The sequence below is a fragment of the Methanococcoides orientis genome (genome assembly GCF_021184045.1).
GTDB classification, from domain to species: Archaea; Halobacteriota; Methanosarcinia; order Methanosarcinales; family Methanosarcinaceae; genus Methanococcoides; species Methanococcoides orientis.
Genome location: NZ_CP073710.1, coordinates 757,229 through 777,761, shown reverse-complemented (window position 1 = coordinate 777,761; position 20,533 = coordinate 757,229). Strand labels below are relative to the sequence as shown.

The following is a 20,533-nucleotide window of genomic DNA, read 5'->3' as shown; positions in this document are numbered from 1 at the left end:
ATTTGAAGTTTAGACAATTCTTTAATAAGTCTAACTCATATTGTAACATGTCGAAAGACGATCACAATCACGATCATAAAGGAGAAATTAATATGAAGAAATATTTCGCATTTGTTACACTCGGTCTGCTGTTGCTCAGCATGACAGCAGCAGGTGTTGCTGTTGCCATCTCTGAGCCGGTTGCCGAAGAGCCTGTACTGATAGCTGAAAAGATCGCTGCTGATGGGTATTACCAGGATATGATATATCCTGAAGCTGCACGAGAGGTCGTTCCTCTCTATGTTAATCCGGGATATTCATATCTTACAATAAAACCCGGTGAGTCAGAGGAAGTAACTGTTGTGCTCTACAACCACGGTGAAGAGACAATGACAGTTAAGCCTTACCTTGTACCACAGTTCTACAGCGATAATGAACTTGATGATGAATGGGTTACTATTTCACCTGCAAAGGCTGAAATGGAGACTGGCGAAAAGCAGGAGTTCATGATCAAGGTAGCAGTTCCTGAAGATGCTGAACTTGGCCACTACAGTGCAAACGTCTTCTTTAGCGGTCTTGAGGGAGATATTGCTTCCCTGTATCCTGGTTACAACGGAGCGCTCGAACTTTCAGTAAATGTATGGTTGCCACCAAATATGGAGATATTCAATTCATACATCAGTGACCGCGTGGAAGCAGGTGCTGAGTATGAGTATAGCATCAAGCTCAAGAACGTTGGTGACAAGGCAATTTCTATCAACCCTGAATTTGAAGAGATCGAGGATGAATGGTACAGATACAGTTCACAGGTCTCTCTTGATGAGAAAGATGTGACCATCACAGCACCTTCTGTTATCAAACCAGGAGAGAAAGCTGTTGTGAAGGTAAATGTGAAGATCCCGGCTGATGCAGAAGGAAGTATCAATGGAATGATCAACCTGAACATCGATGACAGGACCATCACCGAATGGAGCCAGAAGGTAAGCATGAACTTCGATGTCTGGCAACAGCCCGAAGAACCATTCACAACAACTTTCAGCGCAAGGACTGATGATCCTATCACTATCAAGGTATTCTCAACGGACTACAACTATGGTAGCAGCAGCACATCTTCTACAACACCTTCCTTTGATATTGTATTGAAGAACGCAAAAGGAGATGTGAGGCCGGTACTTGTGAGCACAAGCTACAGGGGGTCTGTCAATCTTGGACAGCAGTATCCTGGTCCTTACTTGATGGCAATGGATGAAGCTGCCAGCAGCTACATGGAAGTTGAATCTGTGATGACTGAAGATACGGAACAAACTGATGTCTACCAGCAGGGATCTACCGGATATTCAGAGACATATATTGTCGATGGTGGTGTCGGTGATTGGACACTCGAGATCATGCCACACAACACAGAGAACTTTGAATACTCAATTGGTATTGGTCTGACTGAATAATTTATTCCCGACATTCCGATTGTGTCATGTGTTAACATGGCACCCACTACCTTTTTTAACTTCCTGTATGTTAAAATACGAAAAAGGATCGCAATATCAAGTTAAGTTGCTTGAATATTGTTTCTTTCAAAATTCTATTTTATTTTGTAAGTATCTTCCTTATTAACCAATTAAAGTTGATATCATGCAGGAAAAAATAAAGGAAATCTCGTCACGTATCCATGAATTGCGCGAGCTGTCAGAAATCAGTGCAGAAGAAATGGCAAATTATCTGAATATCCCTGTTGAAACCTATCAGCAGTATGATACAGGTGAAGCCGATATTCCTGCCAGCATACTTTTTGAGATCGCACAGTTCCTGAAAGTTGATATGACATTACTTTTAACCGGCGAAGAACCACGCATGCATATCTTTACTGTTACCAGGAAGGACAAGGGACCAACTGTTGAAAGAAGAGAGGCTTACAAATATCAGAACCTTGCGCCAAATTTCATACACAAAAAGGCAGAGACTTTCCTTGTTGAGGTTGAAGCAGGATCAACAGATGCTAATAATTCCATGAATTCCCACCCTGGACAGGAGTTCGATCTTGTTCTTGAAGGTACCTTAAAAGTAAAGATACATGACAACGAGATCGTTCTTGAGGAAGGAGATTCCATCTATTTTGATTCCAGCTATGGTCATGCAATGGAAGCCCTTGGGGATAAACCTGCAAAGTTCCTGGCTATGATAGTCTGAAAAACATAAATTTGATCCAAATTTAAGAATTGATCTATTAGAAATGGAAAACGGTGTAAATATGTCATCTTTTTTAGAAGAATATGTTTCACGCACAGAATTCGAATCGTATGATGACTACAAGGAGAACTTTAAGATAAAGATCCCCGAGAACTTTAATTTCGCATACGATGTGGTCGATAGATATGCAAAGGAACAACCTGAGAAAAGAGCGCTTGTATGGTGCGATGATGATGGTGAAGAACTTATCTATAATTTCAGGGACCTGAAATACTACAGCGATAAAGCTGCAAACCTCTTCAGAAAATATGGCATCGAGAAAGGCGATGTTGTAATGCTGACCTTGAAGGGTAGGTACGAGTTCTGGATCTGTATCCTTGCTCTGCACAAGATCGGTGCTGTTACTCTTCCTGCAACTCACATGCTGACAACCAAGGATGTGACCTATCGTATTGAACTTGCAAAGATCAAGATGGTAGTAAGTGCAGACGATGAAGGTCTCATGGGTTACATCGATGAAGCTCACAAAGGGTATGAGGATGTCCTGCTTCACAAAGCCGTCCTTAATGTTGAGAAAGAAGGATGGATCAATTTCAAAAAGGAACTTGAAGAAGCTTCTGAGGATTTTACCAGACCTGAAGGCGATGAAGCAACCAATAACGATGATATTTCCCTTTTGTATTTCTCATCCGGAACAACCGGTCTGCCAAAAATGGTCCAGCATGATTTCGCTTATCCACTTGGCCACATAATCACTGCTAAGTACTGGCAGAACGTGATGGACGACGGGTTACACCTTACAGTTGCAGATTCCGGTTGGGCAAAATGCGTATGGGGTAAGCTCTACGGCCAATGGATCTGTGGCACTGCTGTCTTTGTCTATGACTATGAGCGTTTCAATGCAAAGAACATGCTTGAGAAAGCCAGCAAATATGGTGTGACAACATTCTGTGCACCGCCTACGATCTACAGGTTCCTCATCAAAGAAGACCTTTCACAGTATGATTTCAGCAGCCTTGAGTACTGTGTAGTTGCCGGTGAGCCATTGAATCCTGAAGTGTATGAAAGGTTCCTTGAGTTCACAGGACTGAAACTCATGGAAGGTTTTGGCCAGACCGAGAGTGTGGTAACAATCGCAACCTATCCGTGGATGGAACCAAAGCCTGGATCCATGGGAAAACCATCACCTGAATACGATATCCAGTTGCTCAACCTTGACGGGAAGCTCTGTGATTCCGGTGAGGAAGGAGAGATCGTTATCAATACTTCCAGCGGCAAACCAGTAGGTCTTTTTGCCGGATATCGTGCAGATGAGGAGAAAACAAAAGCCACTTGGCATGATGGCTATTATCATACCGGTGACATGGCATGGAAAGATGAGGATGGTTATTTCTGGTTCATCGGAAGATCTGATGATATCATTAAGAGCTCCGGTTACAAGATCGGTCCTTTCGAGGTCGAGAGTGCACTGATAGAGCATCCTTCTGTACTTGAATGTGCTATTACCGGCGTACCGGACCCTGTTCGTGGCCAGATCGTCAAGGCGACCATTGTTCTTGCCAAAGGCTATGAAGCAAGTGATGAGCTTAAGAAAGAGTTGCAGGACCATGTCAAGAAAGCCACTGCGCCTTATAAGTATCCAAGAGCTGTGGAATTCGTGGATGAGCTTCCAAAGACCATCAGTGGTAAGATAAGACGTGTCGAGATACGTGATCACGATAAGGCAACAAACTGATAAACCTTAATTACTTCATGTCAGGAAGTCAAAAAGGTTTCCTGTAATGTATTTACTGGCAAATATTGAAAAAAACTCTGATCTAAGATGATCGTACGATCGATCATTTGAGATCATATTTATCCGTTCATTGAGTTGATATTATGGCTGAAAATAAGGAAAAGATGCAACCATATCCTGAGCTGAACATTATTGAATGTAAAGGATGTGAGAGATGCGTAGCTGCATGTCCTAAAGATGTACTCTTTATGAGTGAACAAATTAACGAACGCGGCTACCATTATGTTGAATACACGGGAGAAGGATGCATAGGATGCGGAAATTGTTACTACACCTGTCCTGAGCCACTGGCTATTGCTGTGCATATCCCGATCAAGGAAGAATAAGCCAAAAAAATGAGGTGATATTTTATGGCTACACAATTAATAAAAGGCAACTCCGCAGTTGTCATTGGTGCTTTATACGCAGGCTGTGACTGCTATTTCGGATATCCGATCACACCTGCAAGTGAGATCCTGCACGAGGCTTCCCAGACATTCCCAAAACTTGGAAGGAAGTTCGTACAGGCAGAATCAGAAGAAGCTGCAATTAACATGGTCTATGGTGCAGCATCAGCAGGCCATAGAGTCATGACCGCTTCATCCGGCCCTGGTATGAGTCTAAAACAGGAAGGTGTATCCTACCTTGCAGGAGCTGAACTCCCATGTGTCATCGTGGACATCATGAGAGCAGGTCCGGGTCTTGGTAACATCGGTCCTGAACAGGGAGATTACATACAGGTCGTAAAGGGTGGTGGACATGGAAACTACCGCAATATCGTCGTCGCACCGAACTCCGTTCAGGAAATGTGTGATTTCACAATAAAGGCATTCGAGCTTTCAACAAAGTACCGCAACCCTGTTGTTGTACTGGCAGACGGTGTGCTTGGCCAGATGATCGAGCCTCTCCAGTTCCCTGAAGAAGCTGTGGAACCTGTTATTGACGAAACATGGGCTGTTTGCGGAACAAAGGAAACACGAGAGAACCTTGTATCATCTATCTTCCTGGACTTTGACCAGCTTGAGGACTTTAACTACAAGCTTCAGGAAAAGTACGAGACCATAAAAGAAAATGAGGTCGAGTACGAGGAATATATGATGGACGATGCAGAAATTGTACTGGTAGCATATGGTATCAGCAGCAGGATCTGCCGTTCAGCTGTAGAGATCGCAAGAAGAGAAGGAATCAATGTCGGACTTTTCCGTCCGATAACATTGTTCCCATTCCCGGAGAACGAACTTAAGGCACTTGCAGATGCAGCAGATAAGACCTTCGTTTCTGTAGAGATGAGCAACGGCCAGTTAAGGGATGATGTACGCCTTGCTACCGGTTGTACCAAACCTGTGGAACTTATTAACCGCATGGGTGGAAACCTGATCACAATGGACCAGGTCATGGAAAAGATAAGAGAAATTGCTGCTAGGGAGGAATGAACATGGCAGAAAAGATCATTGGAAGACCATCCGGAATTTATCCGGAATTCCCACGCAAAGGTGGAGCTGCACCAGGTGCAACACACTATTGTCCGGGTTGTGGGCACGGTATTTTACACAAACTGATCGGAGAGGCTATGGAAGAGCTCGAGATCCAGGATAGAAGTGTAATGATCAGTCCTGTAGGTTGTGCAGTATTTGCTTACTACTACTTTGACTGCGGAAACCTCCAGGTAGCACACGGACGTGCACCTGCTGTAGGTACAGGTATGTCAAGGGCACAGGATAACTCTGTTGTGATCGCATACCAGGGTGACGGTGACCTTGCATCCATCGGTCTTAACGAGACCATGCAGGCAGCTAACCGTGGTGAAAAGATGGCAGTGTTCTTCGTGAACAATACTGTCTTTGGTATGACCGGTGGCCAGATGGCACCTACAACACTGATCGGTGAGAAGACCGTTACATGTCCTGATGGAAGAGATCCTCGCTTTGCAGGATACCCAATGCACATGTGCGAGCTTCTTGACAACCTCAAGGCCCCAGTCTTTATCGAGCGTGTTTCAATATCTGATATCTCACATATCAGGAAAGCAAAGAAAGCTGTCAGAAAGGCACTCGAAGTTCAGAAGGAAGGGAAGGGATACGCATTCGTTGAAGTGCTTTCCACATGTCCGACCAACCTCAGACAGAACTCCGAGCAGAGCACTGATTTCGTGAATGACCTTATGGAAAAGGAATTCCCTCTCGGCAACTTCAGGGACAACTTCGATGAGACTGAACCACTATGGCGCTCAGATAGTGATTTCTCCAAGAAGGGAATCGATGACCTCTACAGTCTTGAGAGCAGTGCAGCCCCTGATTCTGTACCTGATCCTGAGTTTGGACAGGCACTTGTTAAGATCGCCGGTTTTGGTGGTCAGGGTGTCTTAAGCATGGGACTTACACTTGCACGTGCAGGATGTCGTGACCAGCGCTATGCTTCCTGGTATCCATCATACGGACCGGAACAGCGTGGTGGAACTTCCAACTGTTCAGTTGTTATTTCAGGAGAATCCATTGGTTCACCTGTTGTTTACGAGTCAGATGTGCTTGTAGCACTTAACCAACCATCCCTTGAGAAATTTGCAAATGATGTCAAGAAGGGAGGTCTCATCCTCTATGATGATACCATTGGTGATTTCGATACTCCTGAAGGAGTGAGAGCAATTGCTGTACCTTCCATGCAGATAGCAAAGGATGCCGGTTCAGTGAAAGCTGCAAATACCGTCATGCTCGGTGTACTCATGGCACAGGGAGATACACGCCTTCCGGAAAAGGTGTTCAAGGAAGCGATCGAGGATACTTTTGCAAGCAAACCAAAGCTTATCCCGATGAACCTGAATATTCTTGAAGCCGGTGCAAAGTGGTCAAGAGAAAACGTTAAATAAGTTGCCGGTTAACTTCCGGCTACTTACATTTTAACGATCTGGCGACCATGATAAGAATACTTCATTTTTTAATAGCTTTCACCGTATTTGCTATAGTAACTGTTGCTATAACAGCTCTGCTTCAGGAAATGATCTTCTTTTCTGTTTTCGTAGGACTTCCTGCCGGTACAATTGCAGGAGTTGTTACTTTCATCTACCTCCGGGTTAAAGACAAAGGCCAATGAATGCAGATCCGCTGGACTACGGCCATTAAAGGCTTCGATGATATAGTGCCCTCAAAGCTGTTTTTATTTATGAGCGTCCATCCCTGAAGAGATTGAGCGTATGTGGATTCTAAGGAAAGGACAGATCGATAATCTGATAATTTCCTGAATCATCTAATAATTATCAAATGATCATCTAATTATTCTCTAATAAAAAAGAATGGAGCCTCCTGCAAAGCAGGAGAATTATTCTCATTTATTCATCTTTTAAATCGATCAGTCAAATGACAGATCATAGTCGTATGCTATTTCCCCATGGATCATTTCATCCAATCCTTTAATTTCAAATTCTTCTGAAACCTTCACGGGTGTTACAAATTCAATTATTCTCAGCATTCCGTAAGTGAATATGAATGCATAGACCGATGCTCCAACGACTGCACCTACTTCTGTTATGAAGAACATGATCTCTCCTCCAAAGAACAGGCCGTCTGTTGCAGCCGGATTAACTGCTGATGAACTAAAAATACCCAGCATGATCATTCCCAGCACTCCACCTACTCCATGGAGTCCCCATACATCCAGTGCATCATCCCATTCCATCTTATTCTTGAACTGGATGGCAAAGTAACATGCTGTTCCTCCTACAATACCATAAAGAGCAGCTGTTGTCATGGAAACATATGCTGCTGCAGGTGTTATTATCACAAGTCCGGCAAGAGCACCTGTCAATAAGCCTACAAATTTTGGTTTTCCTTCTCTTGCCCATTCGATCATGAGCCATGAAATTGCTGCGAAAGAAGCTGAAATGTCGGTATTTATCAGTGCCAATGCGGTAAACTGGTCAAGGTTAAGCTCGCTTCCTGCATTGAATCCATACCATCCAAACCAGAGAATACCTGCTCCAATGGCTATTAAGGGAATGCTATGAGGTTTTTCATCTTTTTCTCTCCTTGCACCTACATAAAAGACGGCACCCAAAGCACCGAATCCTGCTATTGCATGCACCGGTATACCTCCTGCAAAGTCAAGAACGCCCACGGAAGCCAAAAAGCCACCTCCCCATACCATGTGAACAAATGGATAGTAGACAAGGAACTGCCAGAGGACAAGGAAGATCAGGAATGCCTTGAAGGTCACTCGGTTGACAAATGCGCCGGTGATAAGTACCGGAGTTATGATCGCGAACATCATCTGGTAAGAAATGAATACCAGTTCAGGGATCTTTGCATTTCCTGAAAATACTGAATCTGCTGCAACTCCCTGCAAAAATGCTTTGTCAAGATTTCCCAAAATAGCCCCGTCACCACTGAAACACAAAGAATAGCCTACGCATAACCATAGGATACTTGTTATTCCTAATGATACAAACGTTTGCATCATTATACCAACTATATTTTTCTTATTTGCAAGTCCACCATAAAAAAACGCCAGTCCTGGTGTCATTAACATAACAAGACTGGTCGCAACTATCATAAAAGCCGTAGTTCCTGAATCAAACATGATTGCTCTCCAAATTGCATCTAGGTAATATGCAGCGTACTTCCTTTGTTATATTACTTAAGGTTAACTCATTATATTCATAAAATCAAATCCAGAAGGCATTTTTAAAAGGGGCATGCTAAAAATAACAATTGTATTTAAGCTTTGCGTATGTTTTATAGGTAGTTGTCAGTTCCAAACACATATAGCAAAATACTATGCAAAAAATCAGGGTGTGAAAGACATCATCTCTGAACTTATTCCCCCTCTATTTATTTACTATAACTAAACATACATTCTATTAATGTTCAAGAAGACACGGCGATATATCTCCATTACAAAGGTATTTTTTAAATACAACCTGTTCAGCCTTCTTTATAAAGACATACAACAGAACTATGTTTCCAACAAAAAGGGAACCTGTTATATTGATGTTGAGATGCAAAAGAATGCAAGAAAGCTCAGGCTTGCATTTGAAGACCTTGGTGTGACGTTCATCAAACTAGGCCAGATTATGAGTAAGCGTCCTGATCTTCTCCCCCTGGATTATACCAGAGAGCTTTCACAGCTTCAGAACAAGGTCCGTCCTCTTGAACTGGAAGAGATGGCTGAGTCCCTTGAGGGATTCCGTGCCAGTTGTTCCATAGCAGAAGCAGACGCTTCAACAGTCGTTTCTGAATTCCTTTCGAATTTTGATGATTTTAAAAGAAAACCTATTGCCAGTGCATCCATAGCACAGGTCTATGAAGCAAGGATCGATGGCAAAAAGGTGGCTGTCAAGATCGCAAAACCTGGGCTTATAGACCAGATCAATGTTGACCTTGCCATCATCAATGACCTCAAACCACTTATGAAGAAAATGGGTGGTTTTGGAGACAATATCGATATTGATGATTTTCTTGATGAATTCCAGGATATGCTGAACAAAGAAGTAGACCTTTTGAACGAGGCTCGCAACATCAAGAGATTCGAGGAATTATTCGCAGAATCCCATGATGTCCATATACCCGCAGTACACGATGAGTATTGTACCGAAAGCATTCTTGTAATGGACTATATGGAAGGCATCCTTGTAAAGGACCTTGAAACAACAGACCAGAAAACGAGATCAAAATATGCACACATCATCAGTTCCAGTTATCTGAACCAGGTCTATCTGCATGGTTTCTACCATGCAGACCCTCATTCCGGAAACATTCTCCTTCGTGATGACGGGATCGCTTTCATCGATTTCGGGGCTGTTGGACTAATTGATTCCGAACTTCGCAGGAACATGCTGAACCTTTTCTATGGGATCTACAAGAAGAACGTTGACATTGCTTTTGATGCTTTCCTAAAGATCGCTGACATCAATAAGGAAGAGATCAATGTACATAAGTTCAAGGTAGACCTCGATACGCTCATATCGATACAGAACTTTGCTTTAGGAGAACGGCAGAACGACAGTTATGCGAATCTTGCACTTAAATACAATTTATCCCTTCCAAGTGATTTCTCCACACTTGAACGTTCTCTTCTGATCGTTGAAGGCGTTTGTCTGGAGCTTGATCCCAGGTTCAATATCATTGAGGATGCCAAGAGACTGATCTTCATTGTCATGACTAAAAGGTATTCCCCATTCAGAGCAGGCGAATACTTCCTGCTTGAAGGCGACAGGTACCTGGAAATATTCAAAAACCTGCCACAGGGTGTGAATGATGTTATTGAGACGATAAGAGGATATCGTATAGAGAAACTGGAAGAAAAGACCCGTGAGATCAAGCATGACCGAATGATCGATGCTCTTGCAAAGTATGTATTCCTGTCGATTATACTTGTAGCTTCGGCTTATCTGGCATCACAATCTGAGGGTAGCCTTGCAACTCTTGGAATAGCAGGATTTGTTGTAGCTATCTTCATGTTCGGAGTGTTGTTCCTGAGAAACCAGTAACACCAAACAACCAAAACAATACCAATATTTGATCATTGAAACTAAGGGGTGAACAATTTGAGTGGGGAGTACTACAATGAAGAGATCGAGACCATGGATCGGGGCGACCTTGATGCCCTGGTAGAAGAGAAGTTAAGATACACTATAGACTATGCTGTAAAGCATTCTTCCTTTTACAGAAAATGGTTTGAAAGCAATGATGTCTCGCCTTCAAGCATCCGGGATCATGAAGACCTTCTGGAAATGCCGCTAGTATCAGGCAAGCTGATCAGGAATAACCAGCCTCCAAAGACCAATGATTTTAATTTTATGAGTACCAACTGGGATGATGTTTTTACTATCCATGAGACCAGCGGCACAAGTGGAACCCCTAAGGCATTCTTCCTTACATGGGATGACTGGTTACGTTTTGCGGAGAAATACAGCCGTAGTTTCACATCCCAGGGATTCGGAAAAGGAGATCGTACGATAATGTGTGCATCCTACGGAATGAATGTCGGTGCCAACACCATGACACTTTCTGCACGTAATATCGGCATGGCAGTGATACCGGAAGGAAAATGTACTTTTCCAACACGCGTCCTTGAAAGCTATCAACCCACAGGGATAGTAGCCAGCGTATTCAAGCTTTTAAGGCTTGCAAGCAGGCTAAAAGATGAAGGATTGGATCCAGGGGAGACTAGCATCAAAAAGCTGGTCGTAGGAGGAGAGAGCTTTGCTGAGGAGAGCAGGAGCTATCTGGAGGAATTATGGGGCTGTCCTGTGTACAATACGTATGGAAGTACTGAAGGAACGATGTGCGGAGAATGCACGGAACAAAGTGGACTTCATGTTCCGGAAGACCTTGTCCACCTTGACATCTATGACCCTTACCGGAAGGAATTCCTTAAAGATGGCGAATGTGGCAGGATAGTACTCACGACACTGCTGAGCCCCGGTGAAAAGTGTGGCAGTCTACTGATCAATTATGACACCGAAGACACAACAGTGGTTAAGTCAAGGGAAAAGTGTGCATGTGGAAGAACTCACATGAAGATCTTAACTCCTGAACGTGAAGCTGAAACCAATTGGGTCTCGGGTTCACCTTTCAACCGTGTGGATGTTGAAAGAGGTGTCTTTCAGAGGGAGAACATGGACTACCTGACTGGAGAGTATGAAGCTTTCCTTTATGAGGACGAGGATGGAACTTCCATTCTAAAGGTCAGTCTAGAATGCATTGATAAAGAAAAATGCGACAGGTCTGTTATCGAAGAAAATTTCCTCAGAGGTTTCCTTAATCCTGTAACTGGTACTAAGGCTCTTTATGATGAAGGCCATCTTGATGTTAATATTAAATTAACCGGCGCAGATGAGCTTGAATTATATAAATTAACAGGAAGAGCCAAAAGAGTAATAGATCGAAGGTGATCTTATGCCCTTACTCTAAGTTTTCCCAAAAAATATCTCATTCAAATTTTTTACCCATATTTCCGTGAGTGGAGTGTTGCAACTACTGAATAAAAGTCGGGAAAATGGTAGCTCAGAATTATCTTGGAGTTTAGAAGAGAAAAGGGTTGTAATAAGGTGAGGGGTAAGAGCGTTGCCTATGAGGTACCCGTGTTTTAGGGGCAGGTTGTCAAAATCAAAGTTAATTTAGATTAACAACTAGTCCTCACGCTCTTACCCCAGTCAACAATTGATTTCACGTTTAATAGTGTTTACGGTCGTGATCGAACTGGTTACAACGTTGTCCCCCATGTACCAGTTTCCTGTACTTCTGCTACATACAAAGTTACAGGTGTGGTTTCGGCATACGAAGTTGAACAAATTAACGTTATGGGAGAATCTGAGATCACCGTAGTGGAAGACTGGAACTCATGGGACAATCTTGTGAAAAAGTACATATTTTGCAATATAGTTTAAAATAAAATATAATATACATTGCTCCTACTGGAAATATATATGCTGTTTGAAAATACAATGGCTTAGGTATATATACTTAAAAGTAACAATTTACTTTTTACAAAACTGCATTCAAACAAGCGGATCTTATATCGTGGGGAAACTAAAAGATCAAAGAGTGCTTGAGGAAATACTCTTATATGACAATTCCTACGACTGAGACTTTGTAGTGACGAAAGGCCTTGCATCGTATCGATCTCATTTGGATACTTGGCAAGACCATTTATAATGAAGAGAATTAACGGCTGCAAATCAAAATTGGGAAATTATGAGAAAGTATAACACTAAAAAACCTGAAATTCCAGATGAGATCGTTGTTAAGTGGCAACGAATCGTAGACCAAATGGCTAAGGTCATCAGTGTACCTGCAGGATTGATCATGAAAGTTGATCCTCCGCAAATAGAGGTATTTCTATCGAGTGCAACGGAGGATAATCCATATGAGAAAGGGGAAAGAGCAGACCTCAATACTGGACTTTATTGTGAAACTGTTATGAAGCAGCGCAGACAACTTTTGGTTACTGACGCTTTAAAGGATACTGAATGGAATCACAATCCGGATATTGAACTAGGGATGATCTATTATCTTGGTTTTCCAATCGAGTGGCCCGACGGTGAAATATTTGGTACGATCTGTGTGTTAGATACTAAGGACAATCCAAAGGCTACATCTTATTCAGAATTAATATTTGAATTCAAGGAAGCAGTTGAAACAGATCTGCATGTTGTTCTCCAATTATCCAAACGCGAACAGCTTGTAGAAAGATTACAAGATCAAAGCAACCATCTCCAACAAATAGTTACAGAGCGCACTGCTAAATTGCAAAAGGCCTACGAAGACTTGACAATAACTTATGAGGAACTTAAGGGATCTGAAAACAAATTCAGAACTCTATTTGAAAATGCCAATGATGCAATTTATGTAACTGACCTTAATGGTCAATTCCTGGAAGTAAATCAGGTGGCTTGCGATCAACTGGAATACACCCGAAGTGAACTTCTTCATATGAACCCACAGGATATAGATTCTATTGATGATGTAGCACAGGTAGAGGCTCGAATCAATCAGTTGCTTCAGCATGGCCATGCCTTCTTCGAAACAGTTCATAATCGAAAGGATGGTTCTACTATTCCGGTTGAGGTTAATATTCGACTTATTGATTATATGGGGAAAAAGGCCATTCTTGGCATCTCACGAGACATTACCGAACGTAAAATAAATGAATTTTTACTTGTAGAGAAAGCAAAAGCTGAAGCTACCGCCCGTGCCAAAAGTGAATTTATATCCACCATGAGTCACGAAATTCGTACACCCCTAACTGTTATTATTGGATATGCAGATTTGCTTGGCATGCAAAGTTTTGGAACACTCAATAAGGAACAGGAAAGTTATGTTCAGAATATTTTAGAAAGTGGAACCCATCTTTTGGCTCTCATAAACGATGAACTTGATCTTTCTAAAATTGAAGCCTCTAAGATGGAACTTTATATTGAAGAAGTTTCTATACCCGATATTATTGATGATGTAAGAACTAAATTGATGCCCTTAACATTAAGTAAAAATATTGATATTCGGACAAATGTCAACCCTGATATCGTCACAATAAAAGCGGATAAGATGAAATTTAAACAAATACTCTACAATTTTGTAAGCAATGCTCTAAAGTTTACACCAGAAAAAGGCACGATTACTATCAAAACTCGTCCCATGAACAACATGATACAAATTGATGTTATTGATACTGGTATTGGAATATCTGAAGAAAACATGAAAGAATTATTCCAACCATTTAAACAAGTTAGTAATTTTGAGACAAGAGAACAACATGGAACCGGGCTAGGGCTTACTTTAGTCAAAAAGATCGTAGAACTACATGGTGGCGAGGTTTTGGTCGAAAGTGAAGTTGGAAAAGGAAGTACATTTGGATTTACTATGCCAATTGATCCTGAAAGCATATCCAATTAATTAATTTTATATTTAAATAGCTACCTCTATTTTTTGTTTTGGTATAAAATCGGGAATTTATATTTTATAATAAAAGAAATGTTAAAAAAGTAAAATTATTTACCAGCATAAACTGCTGGTAAATCTATACGCCCGAACCGGGATTCGAACCCGGGTCGGAGCCTCGACAGGGCTCCATGATAGGCCTCTACACTATTCGGACATTTCGACTGGTTGCTGTTATGAGCACTCCTAAAACGCTTCTACACATATAAACATATCGCATCTTTGGACTGTTTCAGTCATTTTTACATTTTTTTATTTTCGATTCGTTCGTCCAATTGCTCAATTGCTCATTTGTTCACTTGTTCAGCAGCTATTTTCCCGCATTCTTCATACCTGAAACATCCGATCACATGGTCATTGACCATTCCGACCGCCTGCATGAATGCATAAACTATGGTAGGGCCTACAAAAGAAAATCCTCTTTTCTTTAGATCCTTGCTTATTTTTTCAGATAATTCGGTCGTTGCTGGAATCTCACTCATGGATTTGAAGGAGTTCTGTATAGGCCTGTAGTGGACGAAACTCCATATGTACTTATTAAATGATCCAAATTCATCTCTTATCTCAATGAACGAACTGGCATTCTTTATTGAAGACATTATCTTCCTTCTGTTGCGTATGATCCCACTGTTCTGCATCAGTTCCTCGATCTTTGCACCATCATAGGCTGCAATTTTATTGAAGTCAAAGTCATCAAAGGCTTCTTTATATGATGCCCTCCTTTTCAAAATCGTATTCCAGCTCAAACCTGCCTGTGCACCTTCCAGTATCAGGAATTCGAACAGAATTCGATCATCATGTACAGGTACTCCCCACTGACTATCATGATACTCTATTTCAAGGTCGTTTGCATTTGCCCACTCACAACGAAGTTTTATACATTTCAGACATATGTTAAAGGTTTTATAGTTTCTTTTAGAAAATCCTACAAGAGGAGTAAAGATCCGATAAGGGAGTAAACGATGAGTGGATCAAAGAAAGAAGAAAACTTAAAGGAACTAATGCAAATACCGGGGTTTGGGAAGAAATCAGCTTAGCAACTATGGGACCTGGGGATACATTCCATCTCCGAACTCAAGGGCAAAGACCCTGAACTGATGTATCTTCAATTAATTGATCTAAGAGGCAGACACATAGACAGATGTGTATTATACGGCATCAGGGAAGCAGTCTATTATGCATCCCACAAAAACCATGATCCTGAACTGCTCAAATGGTGGAACTGGTCCGATAAAAATATGGAAAAAAGGAAGAAAGAAAAAAGTGATCCTAATGATAAAGTTAGCTCTTCTTTTTTAGTTCACTTATCAGATCCAAAATAAAGAGGATCAACTTATCATTGGATGAACGATTAATGAATTAACCTAATCAAATTAAATCAGATCAGATCAACTTCTTTCCAGCATTATCTCCGGAGATACATTCGAAGACCTCTGTGATCTTCATGACCATCAGAGCTTTTGCAGGGAACTTGTCGCCCTTTGCCTTTGCATCAGCATAGGCTTTGTCATAGTCTTCACCGCTTGTCTTGACCTCGACATCTCCCTTTATCTGGAAGCAGGCGCCTACCTCAGGACCCCAGACAAAGATGGATGCTACAGGATTCTCATCCAGGTTCTCCCGGGTCTTCAGGAAATAGTTGTCCGTGACCCAGATAGTTTCATCATCGACTAACTGGCACATGCCAATGGGGATGACATTTGGCATTCCTGCCTTTGATGCTGTTGCAAATGGGAAAATTCTTACCTTTGAAAATGCTTCCTTCATATCTTCTGTGAGTTTGACCATCTAAATCACCATTTCTAATAAAATAATAATTATCTCTTATGAGACCTAAAGAGAAAACACGCTATACCTTAATAAGAATTTCTTATTTGTTCCATGTTGCCGTTATCGGAACGTTTTTAACCACTCTGAATGCACCTGCATTGATGCATTTATAGTTTCTGAATCTGCATTGGAATGATGATAATCATCCTCTTGAAGTATATCATGAAAAAAAGAATGAAATAAAAATAAGGAAACAACAAATTATTGATAGCAATATTGCTGTTCCGTACTTTTCTGTATTAATTAGAATAACTTGTCAAGGAAATACTGGTGGATCCTCATATCCTCGGTCAGCTCCGGGTGGAATGCCAGTGCAAGGACATTGTCCTGTTCAGCAGCAACGATTTTGTCATCAATTGACGCAAGGACGTTCACACCCTCACCTGCTTCAAGGATCGCCGGTGCCCTGATAAAAACGGCGTTGTATGGTGAATCCAGTACTGAAACATCGAGGTCGACCTCGAAGGACTGGAACTGCCTTCCAAAAGAGTTCCTGTTTACCTTTATATCCATCAGTCCAAGCAGGTATTGATGTGTCTTCTCGACCTGTGAATCTCCACTCTTCGCAAGAAGGATCAGACCTGCACAGGTACCAAGTATTGGGATACCTTTCTCTTTTGCCTGCTTGATCTCCTCGTCAATGCCTTCCCTGAGGATCAGGCGGCCAAGAGTTGTGCTTTCCCCGCCCGGGAACACGAGGCCATCACATGTAGGAACTATTCCTTTGTGCTTGATAGTAACTACCTCAGCAGTTTCTCCACGCTCAGCGAGTGCTCTCTCAACAGATTCAACATGTTCGGCAACATCGCCCTGAATAGCAATAACACCTATACGCATTATAAACACCGTAAAAAAAGAAAGAAAAGAAAAAGGTTACCAGCCGCGTGTCTGGAGAACCTGTTCATCCGGAATGGAATCAACACTGATTCCTTTCATGCCTGCACCGATACCTTTTGAGATCTCTGCGAGCACTTCAGGATTGTCGTAGTTGTTGACAGCCTCAACGATAGCTTTTGCCATCATTGCAGGGTTCTCTGCCTTGAAGATTCCTGATCCGACGAAAACACCGTCAGAGCCAAGTCTCATCATGAGAGCTGCATCAGCAGGAGTTGCGACACCGCCAGCTGCAAAGTTCACAACAGGAAGACGCTGCATCTCTGCGGTCTCCATTACGAGCTCAATAGGTGCTTCGATGTCTCTTGCAGCCATAATAAGCTCTTCCTTTGTCATGCCCTTGAGGGTTCTGATCTCTCCCTGGATCTGCTTCATGTGGCGTACTGCTTCCCTGACGTCACCAGTACCAGCTTCGCCCTTTGTACGGATCATAGCTGCACCTTCGTTGATCCTTCTGAGTGCTTCACCGAGGTTACGTGCACCACATACGAAAGGAACAGTGAACTGTGTCTTGTCGATATGGAAGCTTTCGTCAGCAGGTGTGAGTACTTCTGACTCATCGATCATGTCAGAGCCAAGTGCCTGCAGGATCTCAGCTTCAACAAAGTGTCCTATCCTTGCTTTTGCCATTACCGGAATTGTTACGGATTCAATGATGTCAGCAGTTACCTGTGGGTCAGCCATCCTTGCAACGCCGCCTTCCTTCCTGATATCGGAAGGTACAGCGTGAAGTGCCATAACTGCAACAGCTCCTGCTTCTTCAGCGATCCTTGCTTCCTCAGGAGTTGTAACGTCCATAATAACGCCGCCTTTCTGCATCTTTGCAAAACCGCGCTTGATAAGTTCGGTACCATGTCGTAATTTTTCAAGTTCCATAAGATCATCCTTCTGTCGATTTATTGTACTAAATATAGTCAATGCTTAAAAGTGTTTAGTTCGTGTCATTCCTCTTTCTTAATTCTTGCAACACCCACAACCTTGTCGCCAGGTTTCACATTCATTATTTTAACACCCTGTGTGTTCCTGCCCTGTGCACGTATGTCTTTCACAGGTATCCTGATGATAATGCCTTCAGAGCTGGTGACCATGACCTCATCGTCATCATGCACAGCCTTCACATTTATGACCGGACCATTACGCAGGCTTGTGACTATGGTAATGACACCCTGTCCACCACGTTTCATGCTACGGTATTCATCAAAGGTAGTACGCTTTCCATATCCATTCTCGGTTATTGTCAGCAACTTGCTTTCCGCATCAACGAGGTCAAGGCTTACCACAACATCATCGCCTGCAAGCTTCATACCGCGTACTCCTCTTGCAGTTCGTCCCATTGAACGTACATCGTCCTCAGAGAACCTGATGGCCTTTCCATGCCTTGATACCATCATTATTTCCTTTGAGCCGTCGGTAAGTGCTACATTGACAAGATCATCACCATCGTCAAGGTTTATAGCAATAATACCTGCCTTTCTGACATTGCTGAAATCAGACAACTGCGTCTTCTTTACAGTACCGGACCTAGTAGCCATGAACAGGTATTTGTCCTCGTCGAATTCCTTTACAGGTATCATTGCAGTAACGGATTCGTTCTCTGCAAGTTCAAGAAGGTTAACGATCGCCTTACCTTTGGATTGTCTGCTTCCCTGCGGAACATTGTAGACCTTTAACCAGTGTACCTTTCCACGGTTCGTGAAGAACATCAGGTAATTGTGAGTTGAAGACACGAAAATGTCCTCAACGAAATCCTCTTCCTTGGTCTCCATACCCATGACACCCTTACCACCCCTGTGCTGCTGGGTATAAGTGTCCACTGGCATCCTCTTGATATAACCGCTATTTGTGATCGTTACAACAACATCTTCCTCGGGGATAAGATCCTCATCCTCGATGTCAACGTGGGAACCTGTGATCATTGTCCTGCGTTTATCTGCGAACTTGTCACGGATCTCCTGCAACTCTTCCTTGATGATCGTATATTTCCTCTCATCGCTGGCGATGATCTCCTTCAGGTCACCAATGAGCTTAATGAGTTCCTCATGCTCGTCCTCGATCTTCTGCCTTTCCAGTCCTGTCAGGCGCTGGAGGCGCATATCGAGAATAGCCTTTGCCTGGACCTCATCCAGACCGAACTTGTTCATCAGACCTTCCCTGGCTTCCTCAACGGTCTTTGAACCGCGGATAAGAGCAATGACCTCATCAATATGGTCAAGTGCGATAAGCAGTCCCTTAAGTATGTGTGCCTTCTCCTCAGCTTTTCTCAGGTCGTACTGGCAGCGTTTGAGAATAACTTCGATCCTGTGCTCCAGGTAGATCTGAAGTATTTCCTTGAGAGTAAGTTCCCTTGGAATCCCATCCACCAGTGCAAGATTAATGATACCAAAAGTGGTCTGCATCTGTGTGTGCTTGTAAAGCTGGTTCAGGATAACTTCTGGATTGGTGTTCCTTGTAAGTTCGATAGCAACACGAATACCATCCCTGTCAGACTCATCACGAAGATCGGAAATACCGACTATCCTTTTGTCTCTCACAAGTGAGGCAATGTTCTCGATGAGTTTGGCCTTATTGACCTGATAAGGTAGCTCTGTTACGACAATACGGTTCTTGTCGTGTTTCATTTCCTCGATAGAGGTCACTGCACGCAGCTTTATAGGGCCACGTCCTGTCTCATATGCAGACCTGATACCCTGTGTACCGAGAATTGTAGCGCCTGTTGGGAAATCCGGTCCTTTGACTATTTCCATAAGCTCCGGGATCGTAGTTTCCGGCTCATCAATAAGTTTTAATGTGGCATCGATCACTTCACCAAGGTTGTGAGGTGCCATGTTAGTGGCCATTCCGACTGCAATACCGGTAGAACCGTTAATAAGAAGATTTGGAAGCTTCGCAGGAAGCACTGAAGGCTCCTTGAGAGAACCATCGTAGTTCGGCTTGTAATCTACGGTCTCTTTATCGATATCTGAGAGCATCTCATTGGAGATACGGTCCATGCGGACCTCAGTGTATCGCATTGCTGCTGCTGAATCACCATCAATTGAACCGAAGTTACCCTGACCATCAATAAGTGGATACCTCAGGGAGAACTCCTGTACCATCCTCACAAGGGAATCATAAACTGCAGTGTCACCATGGGGGTGGTATTTACCAAGAACGTCTCCCACTACACGGGCGGACTTCTTGTAGGCCTTATCAGATGTGATCCCGGCTTCCTTCATGGAATACAGGATACGCCTGTGTACCGGCTTGAGACCGTCACGTGCATCAGGTAATGCCCTTCCCACAATAACGCTCATTGCATAATCGATATACGAGTTCTTCATTTCGTCCTGTATCAACACAGGCACGACCCTTTCACCTGTATCGGTAGGCCGGATGTCCAGAGGTGCTTCATCTTCTGGCTGTACGTCTGTAGGCTCATTGTTCATATTATCTGCCATCTTAT

17 protein-coding genes and 1 tRNA gene are annotated in these 20,533 nt (G+C 42.8%); 11 read left to right on the top strand and 7 right to left on the bottom strand.

All coding sequences use genetic code 11. From position 1 onward, the window contains the following. Nucleotides 1-92: 92 nt before the first annotated feature. From J7W08_RS03875 to J7W08_RS03845, 7 genes are all read left to right on the top strand, one after another. Nucleotides 93-1,424, top strand: a complete 1,332-nt coding sequence (locus J7W08_RS03875; RefSeq protein WP_233085329.1) for a COG1470 family protein — start codon at nt 93-95, stop codon at nt 1,422-1,424. A gap of 184 nt (nt 1,425-1,608) precedes the next feature. Next, complete coding sequence (locus tag J7W08_RS03870; protein WP_233085328.1) at nt 1,609-2,163, top strand: helix-turn-helix domain-containing protein; 555 nt, start codon at nt 1,609-1,611, stop codon at nt 2,161-2,163. Nucleotides 2,164-2,224: 61 nt separating this feature from the next. After that, complete coding sequence (locus J7W08_RS03865; protein ID WP_233085327.1) at nt 2,225-3,898, top strand: AMP-binding protein; 1,674 nt, start codon at nt 2,225-2,227, stop codon at nt 3,896-3,898. Between the two features lie 143 nt (nt 3,899-4,041). Further along, the gene (locus tag J7W08_RS03860) at nt 4,042-4,284 is read left to right on the top strand and encodes a 4Fe-4S dicluster domain-containing protein (protein ID WP_048194498.1); all 243 of its coding nucleotides are present in this window, start codon (nt 4,042-4,044) and stop codon (nt 4,282-4,284) included. A 24-nt stretch (nt 4,285-4,308) separates the two neighbouring features. Further along, entirely contained in the window at nt 4,309-5,370 is a 1,062-nt protein-coding gene (locus tag J7W08_RS03855; RefSeq protein ID WP_233085326.1) for a 3-methyl-2-oxobutanoate dehydrogenase subunit VorB, read from the top strand. 2 nt (nt 5,371-5,372) lie between these two features. Next, nucleotides 5,373-6,800 (top strand): 2-oxoacid:acceptor oxidoreductase family protein, encoded by a 1,428-nt coding sequence (locus J7W08_RS03850; RefSeq protein ID WP_233085325.1) that lies wholly within the window; start codon nt 5,373-5,375, stop codon nt 6,798-6,800. Between the two features lie 47 nt (nt 6,801-6,847). Next, the gene (locus J7W08_RS03845) at nt 6,848-7,024 is read left to right on the top strand and encodes a DUF8147 domain-containing protein (RefSeq protein ID WP_233085324.1); all 177 of its coding nucleotides are present in this window, start codon (nt 6,848-6,850) and stop codon (nt 7,022-7,024) included. 255 nt (nt 7,025-7,279) lie between these two features. On the opposite strand, the gene J7W08_RS03840 is transcribed toward J7W08_RS03845, so the two are convergent. Next, the gene (locus J7W08_RS03840) at nt 7,280-8,506 is read right to left on the bottom strand and encodes an ammonium transporter (protein WP_233085323.1); all 1,227 of its coding nucleotides are present in this window, start codon (nt 8,504-8,506) and stop codon (nt 7,280-7,282) included. Nucleotides 8,507-8,789: 283 nt separating this feature from the next. Between J7W08_RS03840 and J7W08_RS03835 the strand changes: the two genes are divergently transcribed. From J7W08_RS03835 to J7W08_RS03825, 3 genes are all read left to right on the top strand, one after another. Next, nucleotides 8,790-10,415 carry an ABC1 kinase family protein gene (locus J7W08_RS03835; RefSeq protein WP_233085322.1) on the top strand — a complete coding sequence of 542 codons (1,626 nt, stop codon included), beginning with the start codon at nt 8,790-8,792 and terminating at the stop codon, nt 10,413-10,415. Between the two features lie 93 nt (nt 10,416-10,508). Next, a complete protein-coding gene (gene ftsA, locus J7W08_RS03830; RefSeq protein ID WP_233085728.1) occupies nt 10,509-11,822 on the top strand; it encodes a coenzyme F390 synthetase in 1,314 nt (437 codons plus the stop codon). Between the two features lie 802 nt (nt 11,823-12,624). Further along, complete coding sequence (locus tag J7W08_RS03825; RefSeq protein ID WP_233085321.1) at nt 12,625-14,322, top strand: ATP-binding protein; 1,698 nt, start codon at nt 12,625-12,627, stop codon at nt 14,320-14,322. A 129-nt stretch (nt 14,323-14,451) separates the two neighbouring features. Here J7W08_RS03825 and J7W08_RS03820 read toward each other — a convergent pair. Next, nucleotides 14,452-14,524, bottom strand: a tRNA-Asp gene (locus J7W08_RS03820). Between the two features lie 130 nt (nt 14,525-14,654). After that, nucleotides 14,655-15,245: a DNA-3-methyladenine glycosylase I gene (locus J7W08_RS03815; RefSeq protein WP_259370130.1), complete on the bottom strand. Its 591-nt coding sequence runs from the start codon at nt 15,243-15,245 to the stop codon at nt 14,655-14,657. A gap of 171 nt (nt 15,246-15,416) precedes the next feature. Between J7W08_RS03815 and J7W08_RS03810 the strand changes: the two genes are divergently transcribed. Next, nucleotides 15,417-15,689, top strand: coding sequence for a helix-hairpin-helix domain-containing protein (locus J7W08_RS03810; RefSeq protein WP_259370129.1), 273 nt, complete (start codon nt 15,417-15,419; stop codon nt 15,687-15,689). 61 nt (nt 15,690-15,750) lie between these two features. Here J7W08_RS03810 and J7W08_RS03805 read toward each other — a convergent pair whose 3' ends face one another. From J7W08_RS03805 to gyrA, 4 genes are all read right to left on the bottom strand, one after another. After that, entirely contained in the window at nt 15,751-16,155 is a 405-nt protein-coding gene (locus J7W08_RS03805) for a pyridoxamine 5'-phosphate oxidase family protein (protein WP_233085319.1), read from the bottom strand. 285 nt (nt 16,156-16,440) lie between these two features. Next, nucleotides 16,441-17,034, bottom strand: coding sequence for a pyridoxal 5'-phosphate synthase glutaminase subunit PdxT (gene pdxT / locus J7W08_RS03800; protein ID WP_233085318.1), 594 nt, complete (start codon nt 17,032-17,034; stop codon nt 16,441-16,443). 36 nt (nt 17,035-17,070) lie between these two features. Next, complete coding sequence (pdxS, locus tag J7W08_RS03795) at nt 17,071-17,967, bottom strand: pyridoxal 5'-phosphate synthase lyase subunit PdxS (RefSeq protein ID WP_048194476.1); 897 nt, start codon at nt 17,965-17,967, stop codon at nt 17,071-17,073. Between the two features lie 65 nt (nt 17,968-18,032). Then, nucleotides 18,033-20,528 (bottom strand): DNA gyrase subunit A, encoded by a 2,496-nt coding sequence (gene gyrA / locus J7W08_RS03790; RefSeq protein WP_259370114.1) that lies wholly within the window; start codon nt 20,526-20,528, stop codon nt 18,033-18,035. Nucleotides 20,529-20,533 lie beyond the last annotated feature (5 nt).

What these genes read in the sequence shown, in the direction of transcription:
- J7W08_RS03875 (WP_233085329.1), top strand. Translation starts at nt 93, where the DNA reads ATGAAGAAATATTTCGCATTTGTTACACTCGGTCTGCTGTTGCTCAGC.
- J7W08_RS03870 (WP_233085328.1), top strand. Translation starts at nt 1,609, where the DNA reads ATGCAGGAAAAAATAAAGGAAATCTCGTCACGTATCCATGAATTGCGC.
- J7W08_RS03865 (WP_233085327.1), top strand. Translation starts at nt 2,225, where the DNA reads ATGTCATCTTTTTTAGAAGAATATGTTTCACGCACAGAATTCGAATCG.
- J7W08_RS03860 (WP_048194498.1), top strand. Translation starts at nt 4,042, where the DNA reads ATGGCTGAAAATAAGGAAAAGATGCAACCATATCCTGAGCTGAACATT.
- J7W08_RS03855 (WP_233085326.1), top strand. Translation starts at nt 4,309, where the DNA reads ATGGCTACACAATTAATAAAAGGCAACTCCGCAGTTGTCATTGGTGCT.
- J7W08_RS03850 (WP_233085325.1), top strand. Translation starts at nt 5,373, where the DNA reads ATGGCAGAAAAGATCATTGGAAGACCATCCGGAATTTATCCGGAATTC.
- J7W08_RS03845 (WP_233085324.1), top strand. Translation starts at nt 6,848, where the DNA reads ATGATAAGAATACTTCATTTTTTAATAGCTTTCACCGTATTTGCTATA.
- J7W08_RS03840 (WP_233085323.1), bottom strand. Translation starts at nt 8,506, where the DNA reads ATGTTTGATTCAGGAACTACGGCTTTTATGATAGTTGCGACCAGTCTT.
- J7W08_RS03835 (WP_233085322.1), top strand. Translation starts at nt 8,790, where the DNA reads ATGTTCAAGAAGACACGGCGATATATCTCCATTACAAAGGTATTTTTT.
- ftsA (WP_233085728.1), top strand. Translation starts at nt 10,509, where the DNA reads ATGGATCGGGGCGACCTTGATGCCCTGGTAGAAGAGAAGTTAAGATAC.
- J7W08_RS03825 (WP_233085321.1), top strand. Translation starts at nt 12,625, where the DNA reads ATGAGAAAGTATAACACTAAAAAACCTGAAATTCCAGATGAGATCGTT.
- J7W08_RS03805 (WP_233085319.1), bottom strand. Translation starts at nt 16,155, where the DNA reads ATGGTCAAACTCACAGAAGATATGAAGGAAGCATTTTCAAAGGTAAGA.
- pdxT (WP_233085318.1), bottom strand. Translation starts at nt 17,034, where the DNA reads ATGCGTATAGGTGTTATTGCTATTCAGGGCGATGTTGCCGAACATGTT.
- pdxS (WP_048194476.1), bottom strand. Translation starts at nt 17,967, where the DNA reads ATGGAACTTGAAAAATTACGACATGGTACCGAACTTATCAAGCGCGGT.
- gyrA (WP_259370114.1), bottom strand. Translation starts at nt 20,528, where the DNA reads ATGGCAGATAATATGAACAATGAGCCTACAGACGTACAGCCAGAAGAT.